This window comes from Streptomyces sp. NPDC052023 (assembly GCF_044548465.1).
Classification (GTDB): domain Bacteria; phylum Actinomycetota; class Actinomycetes; order Streptomycetales; family Streptomycetaceae; genus Streptomyces.
The window spans coordinates 622,133-639,761 of the sequence record NZ_JBIUBW010000001.1 but is presented as its reverse complement, the minus strand read 5'-3'; the positions used below and the strand labels follow the sequence as shown (position 1 = coordinate 639,761).

The window sequence follows — 17,629 nt, the reverse complement described above, 5'->3', positions numbered from 1 at the left end:
ATTCCTTCGCTTTCAGGAGGCCGGAGCGGCCACGACACCGAGCCCGGCGTCGTCCACGGCCGCCTCGCCGCGCCGGGCGAGGACCCGGTTGAGGGGGCGCAGATCGAAGATTCCGTCCAGGGCGTCACGGCTGCCGCCGAGCAGCCCGAGCCGTTCGGCCCGGGCGGCCCCCTCGGCGAGGGTCGCGGCGAGCGGATCGGTGGTGAGACGGACGTGCCGCCAGGCCGCGTCGAGGACCTGCTCCGGCAGCGGGCGGCCGGTCAGTGACTCGATGGCCCGGTTGACGGCCGCCCGGCCCTCGGCGGGCCGGCTCTTCAGCCACGCGTTGGTGCGTACCGCGCCGCGCAGCACGGCCTCGACGACGTCCGGATGGTCCTTCAGGAAGGCAGGGCTGACCACCACGAGGGCGGTGACGAACGCGCCGCCCTCCCACAGGTCCGCCTCGTCCAGGAGCACGCGCCCGCCGTCGGCGACGAGTTGCGCCGCCACCGGCTCCGGCACCCACGCCCCGTCGATCGCGCCGCGCCGGAAGCTGGTCGGGATCTCCTTGACGGACTGCCGTACGACCGTCACGTCCCCGCGTCCGGTGTGCGGGTCGACCTCCCAGCCCTGCTCGCGGATCCAGTGCAGCAGGGCCACGTCCTGCGTGTTGCCCGCCTCGGGCGTGGCGATCCGCAGTCCCCGGACGTCGCTGCCGCGCACCTCGGCGTCCGCGTCGACGACCAGAGCGACCCCGCCCGACGCGGCGCCGGAGACGATCCGCAGCCCACGGCCGCCGGAGCGCAGGAAACCGTTGATCGCGGGCGACGGGCCCATCCACGCCATGTCCACGGCGCCCGCGTTGAGCGCCTCCAGCGCGGTGGGGCCGCCGTTGAACACCTGGGTGCGCAGCCGGGTTCCGCCCAGCTCCCGGGTGAGGAAGCCCTGCTGGACGGCGGCCAGCGGGGTGGCGTGGGTGACGTTGGCGAAGTAGCCGACCGAGACCGACTCCGCCGACAGCGGCGGCCCACTGCCGGCGGCCGGTGCGGCCGCCACCCCCGGCGCCCGGGACCCGTAGCCGCAGCCCGCCGCGCTCAGGAGCAGCAGGAGCAGCGCCAGGACCGCGCGGAGCGGACGCCGGGAGCGGCGGGACGTACGGCTGTGCTCAGGGAGCCGCATCGGGGGTCCCCGGAACGGTCGCGCCGACCATGCCCGCGGTCAGCGTGGCCCCGTCGGCCGGGTCGATCAGCACGAAGGAGCCGGTGCGCCGGCTGTCCTCGTAGCGGTCGAACGCCAGCCGCTCGGCGGTGCGCAGCGCCACCTGCCCGATCTCGTTGAGTTCCAGCCGTCCGGCGCCCGCGATCCGCCGGACGACCGCGCGCACGGTCCGCGTGGTGTGCTTCAGCAGCACGTGGTCCCCGGGCCGCAGCGGCCGCTCGTGCAGATGGCACACGGCCGCCTCGACGTCCCGGGACACCTCGGGCGGCGCCGCCGCCGGGACGATCAGGTCGCCCCGGGAGACGTCCAGGTCGTCGGCCAGCCGCAGCGCGCCCGACTGCGGGGAGCACAGCGACTCGGCCGGGGCACCGAGGACGTCGACGCCGGTGACGGTGGTGGTCCGCCCGGACGGCAGCACGGTGACCCGGTCGCCGGCCCGCAGCTCACCGGCCGCGAGCTGACCCGCGTACAGCCGGGTGCCGCCGGAGCGGATGACGTACTGGACGGGGAAGCGGGCGGGCGCGCCCGCGGCCTCCTCGGTGACCGGCACGTTCTCCAGATGGGCCAGGACGGTCGGGCCGCCGTACCAGGCCATGCGCGGGGACGGCTCGACGACGTTGTCCCCGGCGAGCGCGGAGATCGGGATCGCGGTGACCTCGGGGATGCCGAGCCCGGCCGCGAGCCGGGTGAACTCCCCGGCGACCGCCGCGAACACGGACTGCTCGTGGCCGACGAGGTCCATCTTGTTGACGGCGAGCACCACGTGCGGCACCCGCAGCAGCGCCGCCACGGCCGCGTGCCGGCGGGTCTGCTCGACCACGCCCTTGCGGGCGTCGACGAGGATCACGGTGAGGGTGGCGGTGGAGGCGCCGGTGACCATGTTCCGGGTGTACTGCACGTGTCCCGGGGTGTCGGCGAGGACGAACCGCCGGCGCGGGGTGGCGAAGTACCGGTAGGCCACGTCGATGGTGATCCCCTGCTCGCGCTCGGCGCGCAGCCCGTCGGTGAGCAGGGCGAGGTCCGGTCCCTCGCCGGAGGACGCGCGGGCGACGGCCTCCAGCTGGTCGGCCAGGACGGACTTGGAGTCGTGCAGCAGCCGTCCCACGAGGGTGGACTTGCCGTCGTCCACCGAGCCGGCGGTGGCCCAGCGGAGCAGGTCCGCCTCGGCCACCGGCGCCTCGCCGGGCCGGGAGGTGGGCATGGGGTTCATGGGTCCCTCCTGTGCGCCGGTCGCGGCGGTCAGCCGGGACCGGGCCTCCTGGAAGATGCCGCGCATCATCAGGGCGGCGGTGACATGCGGGGGGTGGCCGAAAGCCGTCAGGTCGGCGGTCATCAGAAGTACCCCTCGCGCTTGCGGTCCTCCATCGCGGCCTCCGACAGCCGGTCGTCGGCGCGGGTGGCGCCGCGTTCGGTGAGCCGGGAGGCGGTGATCTCGACGATCACCTCGTCGACGCCGGACGCCTCGGACAGCACCGCGCCGGTGCAGGACATGTCGCCGACGGTGCGGTAGCGCACCCGGCGCCTCTCCACCGGTTCGCCGTCCCTGGGGCCGCCCCAGTCGCCCGGGGCCAGCCACATGCCGGAGCGCAGGAAGACCTCGCGCTCGTGCGCGAAGTAGATGGACGGCAGCTGGATGCCCTCGCGGGCGATGTACTGCCACACGTCCAGCTCGGTCCAGTTGCTCAGCGGGAACACCCGCACGTGCTCGCCGGGCAGATGGCGGCCGTTGTACAGCTGCCACAGCTCGGGCCGCTGGCGGCGCGGGTCCCAGGTGCCGAACTCGTCACGCAGCGAGAACACCCGCTCCTTCGCGCGGGCCTTCTCCTCGTCTCGCCGCCCGCCGCCGAACACCGCGTCGAACCCGCCGTCGCGGATCGCGTCCAGCAGCGGGAGCGTCTGGAGCGGGTTGCGGGTGCCGTCGGGGCGTTCCCGCAGCACACCCCGGTCGATGTAGTCCTGTACGGAGGCCACATGGAGGGTGAGCCCCTGGGTGGCCACCACCCGGTCCCGGTACGCCAGCACCTCCGGGAAGTTGTGCCCGGTGTCCACGTGCAGCAGCGCGAACGGCGGCGGCGCCGGCGCGAACGCCTTCAGCGCCAGATGCAGCATGACCACCGAGTCCTTGCCGCCGGAGAACAGCAGCACCGGCTTCTCGAACTCGCCGGCCACCTCGCGGAAGATGTACACCGCCTCGGACTCCAGCACGTCGGTGTGCGTGAGCCGGGCGGCGACGGCGCTCACAGCAGCCCCCTGTCCGCCATCAGCGCGTGCACGACGTCCACCGACTCGGCGACGGACTGGAGTTGCGTCTCCACCTTGGCGTCCGGCGACTGCGGCGGCTCGTACGGGTCGTCGATGCCGGTCAGCCCGGACAGCCGCCCGGCGCGGGCCTGCGCGTACAGGCCCTTCACGTCGCGTACGGCGCACACCTGGAGCGGGGTGGCGACATGCACCTCCAGATACGGCGTTCCGCTCGCCTCGTGCCGCTTGCGGACCGCCTCGCGGCTGTCGGCGTACGGCGCGATGACCGGGACCAGCACCAGGATGCCGTTGCGGGCCAGCACCTCGGCGACCAGGCCGATGCGCTGCACGTTGGTGTCGCGGTCCTCGCGGGTGAAGCCGAGACCGGCGCTGAGGAAGGTGCGGATCTCGTCGCCGTCGAGCACCTCGACGCGGTTCCCCTCCCGGGTGAGCCGGCTGGCCAGCGCCTGGGCCAGGGTCGTCTTGCCGGAGCTGGGCAGGCCGGTCAGCCAGACCGTGCCCCCCTGGGTCGGCGGGGTCCTCATGCGCCGCTCCTCGCCGCCGGGGCCGCCGTGGCGGCCAGGGGGGCGACGCCGTGTGCGGCGAGCACCGAGAAGCCGGGGGCGCACGCCTGCTCCAGCTCCTCACGCTCGGCGCCCGGCAGGTCCCGCCAGGACGACGAGGGCGCGCCCACCTTGGCCGCGCACCTGCGCACCCAGTCCGCGTCCACGACACCGGTACCGAGGAACTCGCCGATGCGGTGCAGGGACTCCTCGGGCGCGGCGAGCAGGTCCTCGTACCACAGGTGCAGCACGTTCTCCGGCGGCAGCTCGGACAACGCCGCCATGCCGCGCTTCATCTCGTCCGCCCAGTACGTGCCGAACAGCGACACCGGGACCCGGTAGTCCCGCACGGCCTCGGCGTCGAATCGTTCCGGCAGGAACGGCAGCAGCTCCTCCGGCACGAAGCCGAGGTCCCGCTCGGTGTCGAGGGCCGGCTGCCCGGCGTACGGGTCGTGGCCCAGCGTCAGGTGCAGGGCCATCACCACGGCGGCCATCCGGAAGCCGGTGTGCCGGCTCATGGACAGGGCGGTGTCCCGGCCGTCGCGGACGATGTGCAGATGGCGGGCGTCGGGGAAGTGCTCGCGGAACTGCGAGGCGAGGATCAGCGAGCCGCCGCTGCGCTCGGCCCACAGGGTCTTGCCGAAGCGGGCGCACAGCCAGGAGAAGAGGCGGTGGTAGTGCGCGCCGGCCCCGGCGTCCGGGAATTGCGCGACGGCCGCTTCGAGTTCGTCGTACAGCTCGTCGGGCGTGTCGGTGAGGTGGGGCAGCGTGGTGAGGAGGACTGCCGGGACGCCGGTGTCCGCCTGGAAGCGGGTGGCGGGGGAGGGGCGGTAGAGGACTTCCCTGGGGGCGAGCCCATGGGCGGTGAGGAGCGTGTTCACGGCGTTGCGGGAGGACAGGATCCCCCAGAACTGCGCGGCCGTGAGCGGGCCTTCGGGGAAGACCCGGGCGGTGATCCGGTACATGTCCGTGAGGTGGTTGAAGAGCTCCGACAGGCTGAGGACCTGGGGGTGCTCGCGCAGCAGCTCGGAGACCAGGGTGGAGCCGCAGCGGCCGGTGCCGGTGACGAAGACCTGGCCCGGGGCCGGTGAGGTCGGGGTGGGCATGCGCAGCTGTTCCTTCCGTGCGTCCTTGGGGCGGTGTCCACGGGTGGTGCGGGAAGGTGCGTCGACGGCGTCAGGAGCGGCGCAGCAGGGCCGCGTAGAGGGTCAGGCCGGGCCCGAAGGCCATGGCGACCACGGGGCCTTCGGTGCGGGGCAGCCGCTGGAGGACCATCAGGACGGTGGGCGAGGAGCAGTTGCCGCACTCGTCGAGGACGCCGTACGACGCGTCCAGCGCGCCGGCCGGCAGGGCGAGGCGCTCGCCGACGACCTCCAGGATCCGCTTGCCGCCCGGGTGCACGGCCCAGCCGGTGACCTCCTCGGGGGTCAGTCCGTGCGGGGCGAGCAGCTGGTCCCGGACCACCTCGCCGACGTGCTGCGCGAGCACGTCCGGGACCTTGGGCGACAGGCCCATCTTGAAGCCGAGGTCGGTGATCTGCCAGCTCATGTGGTCGGCGGTGGAGTGGTCGGTGACCGCGACGACGTCGATCACCTCGTAGCCGGTGTCCGCGTCGGGCTCCAGGACGACGGCGGCGGCCGCGTCGGCGAACAGGGCGTGCGCCACGATCTGTTCGATGTCCCGCGAGGGCGGCTGGACGTGCAGCGAGGTGAGTTCGAGGCACAGCAGCACCGCCGGACGGCCGCGGGAGGCCACGAAGTCGGAGACGGCGCCCAGCGACGGGACGGCGGCGTAGCAGCCCATGTGGCCGATGAACAGCCGCTGGACCTTGCTGCTCATGCCGAGCTCGTCGGCGAGCCGTAAGTCCAGTCCGGGTGTGGTGTAGCCGGTGCAGGACGCCACGGCCAGCAGGCCGACGTCCTGCGGGGCCAGGCCCGCCGACTCCAGGGCTTCCGCGACGGTGCGCCTGCCGAGCGGGACGGCCTCGTCGATGTAACGGGCCATGCGCTGTCCCGTGCTCCAGCCCGAGACCTCCTTCTCGGCGCGCGGGTCCACGGCCGTCGAGCGGGAGCTGATGCCGGAATTCTCGAATATCCGGCGGGCCAGCGGAAAACCGTCGTAGTGCTCGAGGAAAAAGTCCTGCCACAGCTCGTCCTGGCTGCTCCGGGCGCCCGGAAAGGAATGTGAGGAGCCGGTGATGACAGGACGTGCGACAGTACGTGCCGCACGCCGGACGGGAGCGATTTTCTCTTCGAGATGCATGCGTGATTCCTTTGTTTCGGTCAGTTTCGGGCAGCGGAAAACAGCCGCTCGTGCGAAAGACGGGAGAGGGAATCGTGCGTGCCGATGAGCGGTCGACCCGGGCATCTTTGCGCAGGTCAGACCGCATGAATGGCGCTCGGTGAAGTACGCCGGCAGGGCGTGTGAAGACAGAAGAAAAGAGTGGTCAGCTCTCCCCCGTTCGAACCGGATGTCGATTCGATGCCCTCAGTCAAGCACACGCGCTTCACTGGAATCAAATGTTCCGCTGTTAAATTCTTCGGCGTGAATAATTAACGGCAAAAGATACCGGCCTGCCTCTCGGTGAACGCGAGAGACAGGCCGGCGTGGTTTTATCTGGGCTATTTCAGCCAGTGCCCGCTTTGATTTCGGTCAGTGCGCGTACGGGTTCTTCGGGCGGGTCGCCGTGCAGCCGGGCCCCCTCGATGTCGAGGTCGGGCAGCAGCCGGTCCAGCGGCCGTGGCAGCCACCACGCGCCGCGGCCCACCATGGCGAGGACCGCCGGCACCAGCGTCATCCGCACGACGAAGGCGTCCACCAGCACACCGAACGCCAGGGAGAAGGCGATGGGTTTGACGATGGCGTCCTGCGTGGTCACGAAACTGGCGAAGACGAAGAACATGATCAGCGCCGCGGCCGTGACCACCCGCGAGGCATGCCCGGCGCCGTCCACCACCGCGTCCCGGGCCCGCCCGGTGCGCACCCACTCCTCGCGCATGCTGGATACGAGGAAGACCTCGTAGTCCATCGCCAGTCCGAAGAGCACCGCCATCAGCACGATGGGCAGGAAGCTGACGACCGGTCCGGTACTGGCCACGCCGAGCGCGTCCGCGAGCCAGCCCCACTGGAACACCGCCACGACCGCGCCGAAGGACGCCGCCACCGACAGCAGGAAGCCGGCCGTCGCCTTGACCGGCACGACCAGGGACCGGAAGACGAGCAGCAGCAGCACCAGGCACAGGCCCACCACCACGGCCGCGAACGGCAGCAGTGAGGCGCTCAGCCGGTCGGAGACGTCGATGCCGATCGCGGTGGTGCCGGTGACCGAGACGGCGGCGCCGGTCTCCCGCTCGATCGTGGCGGCGTCGCCGCGGATGGCGTCGACCAGATCCTGCGTGGACTCGTCCTGCGGGCCGCCCTCGGGCACGACCTGGATCACCGCCCGCCCGGTCTCGGCCGCGTACTGGGGCTGCCCGGCCTTGACGACCCCCGGCAACTGCCGCAACCGCCCGGCCACGGCGGCCACCTGCCGCTGTCCGGCCTCCCCTTGCGCGCCCGCCTCGGCGAGCACCAGCAGCGGGCCGTTGAATCCCGGGCCGAAGGTGTCGGCGACGGTGTCGTAGGTCTCGCGCTGCGACGTCCCGTGCGCGGCGGTGCCGTTGTCGGGCAGGGCGAGGCGCAGATCGGCGGCGGGGACGGCGAGGGTGACCAGGGCGGCGACGGCGGCGAGGACGACGAGGAGGGGGCGGCGGGTGACGAGACGGGCCCAGCGCTGCCCCATGACGGACGGCGGCCGGCCCGGGGACGCCCCGTTGAGCGGGACCGGCTCGTTCCCGTCCCCGCGTGCGCGGTCCTCGCCGGGCTTCCGGTCCCCGCGTGCGCCGTCCTCGCCGGGCTTCCGGTCCCCGCGTGCGCCGTCCTCGCCGGGCTTCCGGTCCCCGCCCGCTCCGGTGGCGTTCCCGTCCCCGCCCCTGTTCCCGGCTTCGCGCGTACCCGCCTCCGCCGCCACCGTGGCCCGCCGCGCCGCCCGTGACCCCGGGCGCGGACGCAGCCGGGCGCCCGCCAGGCCGAACAGCGCCGGCAGCAGCGTCACCGCGACCAGCACCGCGATCAGCACGGTCGCCGCCGCGCTCAGGCCCATGACGGTGAGGAACGGAATGCGGACGACCATCAGCCCCAGCAGGGCGATGACGACCGTGGTCCCCGCGAAGACCACCGCGCTGCCCGCCGTACCGACCGCGCGTCCCGCGGACTCGCGCGGATCCATTCCCTGGGCCAGCTGGGTACGGTGCCGGGACAGCACGAACAGGGCGTAGTCGATCCCCACGGCCAGCCCCAGCATCAGGGCGAGGCTCAGCGCGGTCGACGACACCGTCACCCCCGAGGACACCGCCAGCAGTCCCGCGAGTCCGGTGCCGACGCCGGCGAACGCCGTCAGCAGGGGCATCCCGGCGGCGAGCAGCGAGCCGAAGGTGACGGCGAGCACCGCCAACGCGACGACGACGCCGAGGAGTTCGAGGACGCTCGGGGTCAGCACACCGTTGCCGTAGGCCTGTCCGCCCACGGACACCTCCAGCCCGGCGTCCTCGGCGGCCCGCGTCGTCTCCTCCAGCGCGTCGAGCGTGCCGTCGTCCAGGGCGGAACGGCTCACGTCGTAGTTGACCTGCGCCAGCGCGGTCCGCCCGTCGGGTGTCACGGTCCCGGCCCGGTCCGGCGGGATGACCGCCGCGACCTGTGGGGCGTCCTGCGCGGCGGTGAGCGTGCGCTGGATCGCCTGCGCGGTCCGCGGATCGCTCACCGCACCGCCCTCGGGGGCGGTGAACACGATCTGCGCGCTCGTCCCGGCCGCCGCCGGGAAGTCCTCGGCCATCGTGTCCTGCGCCCGCTGGGACTCGGAGCCGGGAATGGTGAACTCGTTGTCCAGCTTGCCGCCCACGACGACCAGCGCGCAGACGGCGCCGGCCAGCACGGCCAGCCAGGCCGCCAGGACGAGCCGCCGGCGACGGTACGCGCCGAGGCCGAGCCGATAGAGCCAAGTCGCCACGGAGATGCTCCTCGTGCAGTAGTGGCAGTGCGGTGGGGGTGGTCCTCGGGGAGGGAAAGCCGGCCGGTGTGCCCCGGGAGCCGGCCGGGGCCGGGGTCGGGGCCGGGTGCGCCCGGCGCCGGGCGGCCTCAGGCCTTCACGGTCGTGCTCCCTCCCGTCAGCTCCAGCCGCAGCCCGCTCGCCGTCACCGCGAGCCGCTCCGGTTCCAGGCCGAGCGGCAACCCGGTCAGGTCCAGTTCTTGCGGGGTCTCGCCGAGCAGTTGCGCGGCGAGGGCGTCCGGGACCGTGCGCTCGCCCACCTTCACCGCGGTGCGCTCGAAGCGGATGCCCCGCTCGTGCAGCTCCGGCCGGAAACCGACGGCGATCCGCCCGGCGGGCCCGGCGTGCACGACGAGTTCGCCGGTGCCGGGGTCGGGGGTGACGGCTGCGGCGCCCAGCGCGCCCCCGGTCATGGAGGCGACGGCGTCCGCGAGGGCGGCGCCGGCCAGTTCGGCGCTGACCCGGGTGTCGGCCACGGACAGTCCGTCGCCGGTGCGCACCACGTCGTCCAGCTCGGCGTGCAGATCCACCCCGGTGAACCGGCGGAAGGTCGCGCCCTGGCCGGAGACCTCGACCCGGGAGAAGGATCCGCGGGCCAGCTGCACCATCACCGGCGTCGGGCCGAAGCCCACGTCGAGCGTCGTGTGCAGCCGGCGCTCCATACGGTCCGCGAGCCGGTCGGCCGCCCGGTCGCGTGCCACCGCCTCGGCGACACCTCCGGCCGCCAGCACCGCGCCGGCCGCGCTCAGAGCCACCAGCCGGGCCCGCCGCGAGACCCCTGCGCGGGCCGCACGCCCCCTCCGAAAAAGTGTCATGACTGACAGCATAGCGAAAGTGTCATGACTGACAGATTCTGTACCGTCGGTTTTCCGCCTGCGATACTCCTCACATGGCAACCCTGGACACTCCCCACGCCGCGTCCGGCGGCCGGCGCGAGGCGCACAAGGCGGCCACGCGCAAGGCCCTCCAGGAGGCGGCGCACCGCATGTTCGAGGAGCGCGGGTACGCCCGGACCACGGTGCGGGACATCGCGGCGGCCGCCGGGGTCACCGAGCGGACGTTCTTCCGCTACTTCCCCTCCAAGGAGGACCTCGTCCTCGACGAGACCCTCGACCTCGCCCCGGTCATGCGCGCCCGGGTGATCGCCCGGCCCGCCGAGGAGGACCCGTACTCCGCCGTGCTGGGCGCGGCCCTGGACCTCGTGGCCGACGGCGGTGTCGGCCTGATGTTCAGCGGCCCGCCGCAGCGCTTCCCCGGCCGGCCGCTGCGTCAGTTCCTGCCGGTGCTCAGCCAGTTCGAGACCGAGCTCACGCACGCCGTGCGGGAACGGCTCGCACGGCAGGAGCCCGAGTCGGCCACCCCCTTGCGGGCCGCGGTGCTCGCGCGGGCCGCGATCGGCGCGATCCGCTCGGCGCTGTTCACGTACGCGGCCCTGCCGGAGGAGGAGCGCGGCGCGGCCGTCGCCGAGGAGCTGCTGCGCACGGCCTTCGGTCACCTGCGCGCGGGCTGAGCCCGCACCGCACCGGCCGGTCCGCGTGAGGCCATTGCCCCGGCAAACACTCCATGAGTAGCCTGTGTTCGTCATTCCGACCGCATGTTGAAATTTCGAACGCAGCGCCCTGGTCGACGCAGCACTCGACCCGGCAGCACACCCAGCCGTAGGCCGCAGACGCAAGTCTCAGAACGCAAGGGAGGGGGCCGGCCGTGGGACGCCTCGTACCTGCCGTGACCCGGGCTCTCGACATCCTGGAGCTCTTCCTCGACGGGGACGGCACGCTCTCCGCCCCCGACATCGTGCGCAAGCTCCAGCTGCCGCGCACCACCGTGCACGAGCTGGTCACCACACTCGCCGCCCGGTCGTACATCGTGCAGATCCCCGGCCAGCCGGGCCGCTACCGGCTCGGCGTACGGCCGTACCAGCTGGGCAGCCGCTACGCCGAGCAGCTCGACCTCGCCGCAGAGGGCGGGCAGGTCGCCCGGTCCGTCGCCGAGACCTGCGACGAGACCGTGCACGTGGCGATCCTGGAGGGCACGGACGTCATCTACATCGCCAAGGTCGACTCCACGCACGCCGTGCGCATGGTCTCCGCGGCCGGCCGGCGCCTGCCCGCCCACTGCACCTCCGTCGGCAAGATGCTGCTGGCCTCCCTGCCCGAGCAGGAGCTCGCGTCGCGCCTTCCCGACGGCGCCGCGCTGACCGCGATGACGCCGAACAGCATCACCGACCCCGCGGCCCTGCGCGCGGCCCTCGCCGGGATCCGGCAGCGGGGTGTCGCGGTGGAGAGCCGTGAGTCCAACCCGGACGTCTCCTGCGTCGCCGCGCCGGTCCGTGACCGCACCGGCCAGGTGGTGGCCGCCCTCTCCATCTCGGTGCCGATGATCCGCTGGAGCGACGAGCGCCGCGCCGAGCTGGAACAGCTCGCCGTGAAGGGCGCGGTGGAGCTGTCCGAGCGGCTGGGCCACCGGAGCGCCGTATGACGGCCCACGAGGTGGCGGTGCGCGCCGAGGCGGTGCTGGGGGAGGGCCCGACGTGGGACGCGCACGCCGGCCGGCTCATCTGGATCGACATCCTGGGCTGCCGGCTGCACACCTACGACCCCGCCACCGGCCGCCGGACGACCCGCACCACGCACCAGCACATCGGCGCCGCCAAGCCCCGCGCGGGTGGCGGGATGGTCCTCAGCCTCCGGGACGGAGTGGGCCTGCTGGACCCGGACGGCACCTTCCGCCGGCTGCACCACGACCCCGTCCCCGGCCGCCGCGCCAACGACGCCGCCGTGGCGCCGGACGGCTCGCTGTGGGCGGGCACCATGCGGTACGACGAGGCGCCCGGGGGCGGCACGCTGAGCCGCGTCGCGCCCGACGGCTCGGTGGAGGTCGTCCTCGACGACGTGGCGGTGAGCAACGGCACCGGCTGGAGTCCCGACGGCCGCCTCATGTACTACGTCGACTCCCCGACCCGCCGCGTCGACGTCTTCGACCACGCCGACGGCCGGGTCGGCGGCCGCCGCACCCTGGTGGAGATCGAGGAGGGCGCCGGATACCCCGACGGCCTCACGGTCGACGCCGACGGCTGTGTGTGGGTGGCCCTGTGGGACGGAGGCGCGATACGCCGCTACACGCCCGCCGGGGAGCTGGACCGGGTGCTGCGTCTGCCGGTTCCCCGCCCCACGGCCTGCGCCTTCGGCGGCGCCGGCCTGACGGACCTGTACATCACGACGGCCCGCACCGGCCTGACCGCCCCGACGCCGCTGTCCGGCTCGCTGCTGGTGCTCCCCGGCGCCGGAACGGGCCTGGCCCAGCCCGCGTTCGCGGGCTAGTGCCGCGACAGGCAACGTTCGCCCCGTCGCGACGCCCGGCACGCTCCCCCAAGCTCTTCGAGCAGGGGGGACCCCCTCGCCGCACCGGGCACAAGCCCAAGGACATCCAGTACGAGGGCTTGCACCCCGCACGCCGAGAGCGCGCACCAGACGCCGCTCCTTGACGGGCAAACGTCGCCTGTCGTGGCACCAGGGCCCGGCCGCCCGGGCTACGCCAGCCCCGCCGCCTTCCGCTCCTCGCTCGTCAGCGGGGGGCCGGCGAGCGCCGGCCGCAACGGTCCCACCGCCGCGGCCAGCAGGACCGAGGGGGCCAGCAGCACCTCCGAGCCGCGCTCCAGCGACGTCACGTCGGTCACCCGGCGGGCGATCCTGCCGTTGCCGGTGGCCGTGTACATGAGCCGGTCGACGTAGGACGCCACGAGCCGGTCCCTGACCGTGGGGCCGTCCGCGGTGGCGCCGGGGTAGAACACGTCCTGGCCGATGGCCAGGTCCCAGGCGGCGCCGACCGGCCGGGCCAGCGCCTTCTGCACCCGGCGGGAGAGCCCCGGCGCCGCCCAGCCGTGCCGCCTCGTCAGGTCCCGCAGCAGCAGCGCGCACTGCGCGGCGGCCGCCAGGCCATGACCGTAGACCGGGTTGAAGGAGGCGAGCGCGTCGCCGAGGACGGTGAAGTTCCCGGGCCAGGCCGGCATCCGCTCGTAGAAATGCCGGCGGTTGACGGTGCTGCGGGTGAACGACACCCCGGACAGCGGCTCCGCCCGTTCCAGCAGCTCGCCGATGAGCGGGTGCCGGAGGTCCTCGCGGGCGAAGCGCACGAAGTCGTCCTCGGCGGCGGACGGTTCACCGCCACGGGTCCCCGACAGGGTGACGATCCACCGGCCGTCCTCGATCGGCAGCAGGAAGCCCGCCCGGCCCGGTCCGCCGTCCCGCGGGTCGGACTGCACGTTGACGACCGGGAAGCCGCCGCGGGCGTCCTCGGGGGCGAGGTAGAGGCGGCTGGCGTACGCCAGTCCGGGGTCGACCTTCCGCTCGCGGGCCGCGGGAAGTCCCAGGCCGGTCAGCCAGTTGGCCGCCGTCGAGCCGCGCCCGGTGGCGTCGACGACCATGCCCGCCTCGATGACGCGCTCGTCGCCGGTGCCGTCCTCGCGCACGCGGACCCCGGTGACGGCCGCCGCGGAGCCCTCGAGTCCGAGCGCCCGCGTGCCCTGGAGGACCTCGACCCGGGCGTCCGCGAGCACCTGCGCGCGGATCGTGGCGTCCAGCAGGTCCCGGCCGGCCAGGAGCACGTGATGCGACTCGGGCCAGCGGCGGAACCAGCCCTGCCGCGACAGGGCGACCATGTCCGTCGTGACGGGCAGCCGGCGTGCCCCGGCCTCCAGCAGGGCCTCGGTGACACCCGGCACCAGCGCCTCCACGGCCCGCGCGCCGCCGGACCACAGCATGTGGGCGTGCCGCGCCTGCGGCAGCCCCTTGCGGGGTGCGGGGCCCTCGGGCAGCACGTCCCGCTCCACCACGACGACCCGGTCGGCGAACTCCGCCAGCGCGCGCGCCGCGAGCATGCCGGCGTGTGATCCCCCCAGGACGACGGCGGTTCTGGCGGGGACGGACGGTTCAGTCATGCGCGGACACACTCTCTGCCGGGGCGGCGGCGCGGGCGCGGACCGCCTTGATCTCGTCGGGACTGCGAAGGACCTGGGACACCGCGTGGATCTCCCGCAGGAGGTAGGTGTTGTCCGGTTCGGACGGCGCGGCGCCGCGGCCGTGGTCCCGGGACCGCTCGCGGGCGTCGACGGCGTCCAGGATCGTGACGGCGGCGGCCAGGGCCTGCGCCCGGCCCCGCTCGAACCCGAGGCCGAGCGCCGCGTCGTACGCCCGTGCGCGCAGCTCCTCGTCGAGATGGCGGGAGAGCTGCAGCAGGGCGTCACGGATGAACGTCTCGCGGCGGATCAGCCGCAGTTCGGCAGGGGCCTGCGGGGCGAAGGGCTCACGGCCGGCCCCGACGGTCCGCATCAGCAGAGCCAGGGGGCGCAGCTGCCGGTGGCGGGCCCGGACCCGCCAGTGCTCCTGGAGGTACTGGCCCGCGTGCGGCACGATGAAGCCGACAGCGACCAGGGTCGCGGAGACACAGGCGGCCGCCGGCGCCACGTCGGTGCTCAGCCAGTCCAGGTCGTGGCCGGTCCAACGGGCCACGATGGCGGTGAGCTTGGAGGCGTCGAAGAACAGGTTCGTCGCGTAGCCGACGCCCAGCAGCCGCAGCCCCCAGCGCAGCCAGGCGTCGAGGCCGTCGGTGCGGATCCAGTTCCAGATCAGCCGGGCCGTGATCGCGCAGGCGACGGTGTGCGCGGTCAGGTAGAGCAGGATCTGCTCGCGCATGAAGGGGGTGGTGGCGTAGTACGTGTCCAGGTCGCGGAGCCGTTCCACGGGCACGTCGGCCAGCCAGAAGAGCGTCCACAGGGCGACGATCACACCGGCGTAGACGGCGACGACCAGGCGGACCGCGCGGCGCGTGCGGTTGGCGCGGTCGGTCAGCCCGTTGCGCCAGGCGATGATCAGCAGCAGCCAGGACGCGCAGAGCGCGGTGAGCAGGGAGTACACCAAGGGCGCCGAGATGTTGGGCACTCCGGTGACCCGGTTCGTCCAGGCGATGGTCCCCGGGGCCGCGAAGACGAACACGGCGCAGGCGAAGAGCAGCAGACCGCCGACGGCCCGCAGCAGCGGGTCCCGCCACATCTTGATGATGCTGGGCAGTTTGATCGCCAGGGCGGCGGTCAGTACGAGTGCGGGCAGCCAGAAGGTCATGTGCACCTCGCCGAGGAGAGCGCCGGCGGGGGGCCCGCCGGCGGCACGGAGGCGTTCGTCACCGCTGCGCACCCCTTCGTCCGCGGTAACCCATGGAACGCTGCACGGGGTCGAGCGAGTCGTCGTGGCCGCCGTCGCCGCAGACGAGGGGCCGGAACCGTGCGGCGAGCCGGTGGCCGAACTCGTCGGCCTCGGCCTCCTCCCGGCGGCGCGAGCCGTTACGGGCGGCGGCGCCGAGGGCGGTGCCGGGGCCCGAGCGGTCCGCGAGGGCGTGCGCCGCGGCCGTCCCGGCGACCTGCTGGTGGTCGTGTCCGGCGAACATGTGCCACAACTCATGGCCGAGAATGACCAGTTGCTGCAGTGCTTCGGCGCGTTCCTCGACGATGACCAGGTCGAAGTCCTGGAACTCCACCCACAGCCCGGTCACTTCGATCTCGTCGGGAAACCGCTCGAAGCGCAACTCGACGGGGCGTCCGCCGCGTCGCTCGCTCATCGCCTCGCACAGCGCCCGGCACAGGTCACGCATGTCGGCGGGGGGACGGGGGCGGGTCCGCAGGGCGGTGCCGAGGTCGGCGACCAGCGTGCGCATGGCCCGACCGCGCCGCCGGCGCCGCAGCGCCGCGAGATCCATCGCACCCCCTCTCCCCGCCGGTCGACGGGCGGTTCGAGACTACGCGGCCGGAAGTGTCCGCGTCATGTGGTCGAGCGACCGTGGTTCAACCGAAAACGATCGAGGACTGCCCGAAGCGAGGCTGCCGTGGCGACGGCCCGGTGACGGTGAGCCGGGTGCCATGAGGGCGAACCGGATGCCGTGAACCAGCCCGCGGGAGAAGGCGATGCCGGCGGCCGGCCGCCTTCCGGTCGGCCCACAATGGACGTATGAGGATCTCGGCACGGGCGGACTACGCGGTACGGGCGGTACTCGAGCTCGCCGTACGGCAGGGCGGCGAACCGGTGAAGGCGGAGGCCATCGCCGCCGCGCAGGACATTCCGCACAAGTTCCTGGAGGGGATCCTCGGCGATCTGCGGCGCGGCGGGATAGTCGGCAGCCGGCGCGGCGGCAGCGGCGGGTACCGGCTGGCGCGCGAGGCCTCGGCGATCACGGTCGCCGACATCATCCGGACCGTGGACGGCCCGATCGTGTCGGTGCGCGGCGAACGCCCCACCGGGCTGACGTACCAGGGTTCCGCGGAGCCCCTGCTGCCCCTGTGGATCGCGCTGCGGGCGAACGTACGGAAGATCCTCGAGGGGGTGACGGTCGCGGACATCGCGGCGAACGCGCTGCCGGAGCCGGTACGCGAACTGGCGGCGGAGCCCGCGTCCTGGGAGAACCCGACCTGACGGTCGGACCGGAGCCCGGAGCCCGGCAGTTCCCCTAGTAGACGCCGGACACCAGCTCCAGCGCCTCGCCGAGACCGGCCGGCCGCGGCATCCCCGCCGGTGCGGAGCCGGCCCACCCCGTGCCGCCGAGGACGACCAGCGGGCGGCGGCGGGCGCCCCGGGCGCCCCAGCGGGCGGCGGCGACATGGGCCGCCAGCGGCGTGCTCGCCGTGCTGCGCGCCTGCGCCCACAGGACCACGACGGGCGGGCCGAGCCGCCGGACCGCCGCGGTGAGCGCCTCCGCCGGTACGGCCGCCCCGAACATCCGGGTGGGCACCCCGCGCTCGCTCAGCGCGGCGGTGAGTGCCTCGAGGGCGAGTGTGTGCTGCTCCCCGGGCACGCAGGCCAGCACGACCGGGCCGGGGGCGGGGGCGGTGGCGGTGGCGGTGGCGGTGGCGAGGGACGGTTCCGGTGGCGGCGCGGGGGAGCTCACCCGCCTGGTGGCGCGGCGCAGCGTGGTCGAGACGTGCCAGGACAGGAGGTGCTCGACCTCGACGTAGCGGTCGCCCGACGTCTCCCATTTGCGGCCCACGGCGTGCAGCACCGGCATCATGACGTCGTGCCAGGCACCGACGACGCCATGACGGTCGACGGCGGCGGCCAGGAGCTCGTCCACCGCCGGGGCGTCCAGCCGCACGGCGGCGCGGGCGAGGCCCCGGCATTCCTGGCGCACGTCGCCCAGCGGGAGGGCCCCGGCGGCGTGGGAGCGGCCGTCGCCGCCCGGTCCGCCGTCGTCGGGGCCGGTCACACCGGGGCCGGACACACCGGCGCCGGACGGATCGGGACCGGAGACGCCGGCACCGGCGCGCGCGGCGCGGGCGGCCTCCGCGGGCGGTATCCCCGCGGACGTCAGCCGGCACATCGCCTCCAGTACCGCCACGTCCTCCTGCGACCAGCGGCGGTGCCGCCCCTCGGTCCGCACCTGCGTGCCGACTCCGTACCGGCGGTCCCAGGAGCGCAGGGTCGTCGGCGAGACACCGAGCCGCCGGGCCAGGGCACCGGTCGTCAGACCCACCTCGGAGACCGGCTCCCTCTCCCGTGCCATGCGA

The 17,629-nt window shown here is 73.9% G+C and carries 16 protein-coding genes; 4 read left to right on the top strand and 12 right to left on the bottom strand.

The genetic code is table 11. The annotated features are described in order from the left end of the window. Nucleotides 1-12: 12 nt before the first annotated feature. From ACIHCM_RS02965 to ACIHCM_RS02930, 8 genes are all read right to left on the bottom strand, one after another. Nucleotides 13-1,158 (bottom strand): ABC transporter substrate-binding protein, encoded by a 1,146-nt coding sequence (locus ACIHCM_RS02965; RefSeq protein ID WP_399888146.1) that lies wholly within the window; start codon nucleotides 1,156-1,158, stop codon nucleotides 13-15. Then, nucleotides 1,145-2,530 (bottom strand): sulfate adenylyltransferase subunit 1, encoded by a 1,386-nt coding sequence (locus ACIHCM_RS02960; protein ID WP_399888144.1) that lies wholly within the window; start codon nucleotides 2,528-2,530, stop codon nucleotides 1,145-1,147. Before ACIHCM_RS02960 ends, ACIHCM_RS02965 begins: the two co-directional genes overlap by 14 nt. Continuing rightward, a complete protein-coding gene (gene cysD / locus ACIHCM_RS02955) occupies nucleotides 2,530-3,438 on the bottom strand; it encodes a sulfate adenylyltransferase subunit CysD (protein ID WP_399888142.1) in 909 nt (302 codons plus the stop codon). Before cysD ends, ACIHCM_RS02960 begins: the two co-directional genes overlap by 1 nt. Next, nucleotides 3,435-3,983: an adenylyl-sulfate kinase gene (gene cysC / locus ACIHCM_RS02950; protein WP_399888140.1), complete on the bottom strand. Its 549-nt coding sequence runs from the start codon at nucleotides 3,981-3,983 to the stop codon at nucleotides 3,435-3,437. The genes cysD and cysC overlap by 4 nt, the downstream gene beginning before the upstream one ends. Continuing rightward, on the bottom strand, nucleotides 3,980-5,107 hold the full coding sequence (locus ACIHCM_RS02945) for a sulfotransferase family protein (protein WP_399888136.1): 1,128 nt from the start codon (nucleotides 5,105-5,107) through the stop codon (nucleotides 3,980-3,982). Before ACIHCM_RS02945 ends, cysC begins: the two co-directional genes overlap by 4 nt. Nucleotides 5,108-5,177: 70 nt before the next feature. Beyond that, nucleotides 5,178-6,263 (bottom strand): type III polyketide synthase, encoded by a 1,086-nt coding sequence (locus ACIHCM_RS02940; protein WP_399888134.1) that lies wholly within the window; start codon nucleotides 6,261-6,263, stop codon nucleotides 5,178-5,180. Between the two features lie 364 nt (nucleotides 6,264-6,627). Further along, nucleotides 6,628-9,045 (bottom strand): MMPL family transporter, encoded by a 2,418-nt coding sequence (locus ACIHCM_RS02935; protein ID WP_399888132.1) that lies wholly within the window; start codon nucleotides 9,043-9,045, stop codon nucleotides 6,628-6,630. 128 nt (nucleotides 9,046-9,173) lie between these two features. After that, nucleotides 9,174-9,899, bottom strand: a complete 726-nt coding sequence (locus tag ACIHCM_RS02930; protein ID WP_399888130.1) for a DUF2993 domain-containing protein — start codon at nucleotides 9,897-9,899, stop codon at nucleotides 9,174-9,176. Nucleotides 9,900-9,973: 74 nt separating this feature from the next. Between ACIHCM_RS02930 and ACIHCM_RS02925 the strand changes: the two genes are divergently transcribed. The 3 genes from ACIHCM_RS02925 (at nucleotide 9,974) to ACIHCM_RS02915 (ending at nucleotide 12,404) form a co-directional block, all read left to right on the top strand. Beyond that, nucleotides 9,974-10,594 carry a helix-turn-helix domain-containing protein gene (locus tag ACIHCM_RS02925; RefSeq protein ID WP_399888128.1) on the top strand — a complete coding sequence of 207 codons (621 nt, stop codon included), beginning with the start codon at nucleotides 9,974-9,976 and terminating at the stop codon, nucleotides 10,592-10,594. Nucleotides 10,595-10,788: 194 nt separating this feature from the next. Next, the gene (locus tag ACIHCM_RS02920) at nucleotides 10,789-11,562 is read left to right on the top strand and encodes an IclR family transcriptional regulator (RefSeq protein WP_399888126.1); all 774 of its coding nucleotides are present in this window, start codon (nucleotides 10,789-10,791) and stop codon (nucleotides 11,560-11,562) included. Next, a complete protein-coding gene (locus ACIHCM_RS02915; protein WP_399888124.1) occupies nucleotides 11,559-12,404 on the top strand; it encodes an SMP-30/gluconolactonase/LRE family protein in 846 nt (281 codons plus the stop codon). Before ACIHCM_RS02920 ends, ACIHCM_RS02915 begins: the two co-directional genes overlap by 4 nt. Nucleotides 12,405-12,613: 209 nt before the next feature. Here the strand turns inward: ACIHCM_RS02915 and ACIHCM_RS02910 are convergent, their stop codons facing one another. The 3 genes from ACIHCM_RS02910 to ACIHCM_RS02900 are packed head-to-tail and all read right to left on the bottom strand — an operon-like array spanning nucleotide 12,614 to nucleotide 15,831. Beyond that, nucleotides 12,614-14,020 (bottom strand): NAD(P)/FAD-dependent oxidoreductase, encoded by a 1,407-nt coding sequence (locus tag ACIHCM_RS02910; RefSeq protein WP_399888122.1) that lies wholly within the window; start codon nucleotides 14,018-14,020, stop codon nucleotides 12,614-12,616. Further along, entirely contained in the window at nucleotides 14,013-15,200 is a 1,188-nt protein-coding gene (locus ACIHCM_RS02905; RefSeq protein ID WP_399888716.1) for an MAB_1171c family putative transporter, read from the bottom strand. The genes ACIHCM_RS02910 and ACIHCM_RS02905 overlap by 8 nt, the downstream gene beginning before the upstream one ends. Nucleotides 15,201-15,258: 58 nt before the next feature. Next, nucleotides 15,259-15,831: a toxin-antitoxin system, toxin component family protein gene (locus tag ACIHCM_RS02900; RefSeq protein ID WP_399888120.1), complete on the bottom strand. Its 573-nt coding sequence runs from the start codon at nucleotides 15,829-15,831 to the stop codon at nucleotides 15,259-15,261. A gap of 248 nt (nucleotides 15,832-16,079) precedes the next feature. Here ACIHCM_RS02900 and ACIHCM_RS02895 point away from each other — a divergent pair, with 248 nt between their 5' ends. After that, nucleotides 16,080-16,541 carry an RrF2 family transcriptional regulator gene (locus ACIHCM_RS02895; protein ID WP_399888118.1) on the top strand — a complete coding sequence of 154 codons (462 nt, stop codon included), beginning with the start codon at nucleotides 16,080-16,082 and terminating at the stop codon, nucleotides 16,539-16,541. A 34-nt stretch (nucleotides 16,542-16,575) separates the two neighbouring features. On the opposite strand, the gene ACIHCM_RS02890 is transcribed toward ACIHCM_RS02895, so the two are convergent. Next, nucleotides 16,576-17,625, bottom strand: coding sequence for a MerR family transcriptional regulator (locus ACIHCM_RS02890; protein ID WP_399888116.1), 1,050 nt, complete (start codon nucleotides 17,623-17,625; stop codon nucleotides 16,576-16,578). Nucleotides 17,626-17,629 lie beyond the last annotated feature (4 nt).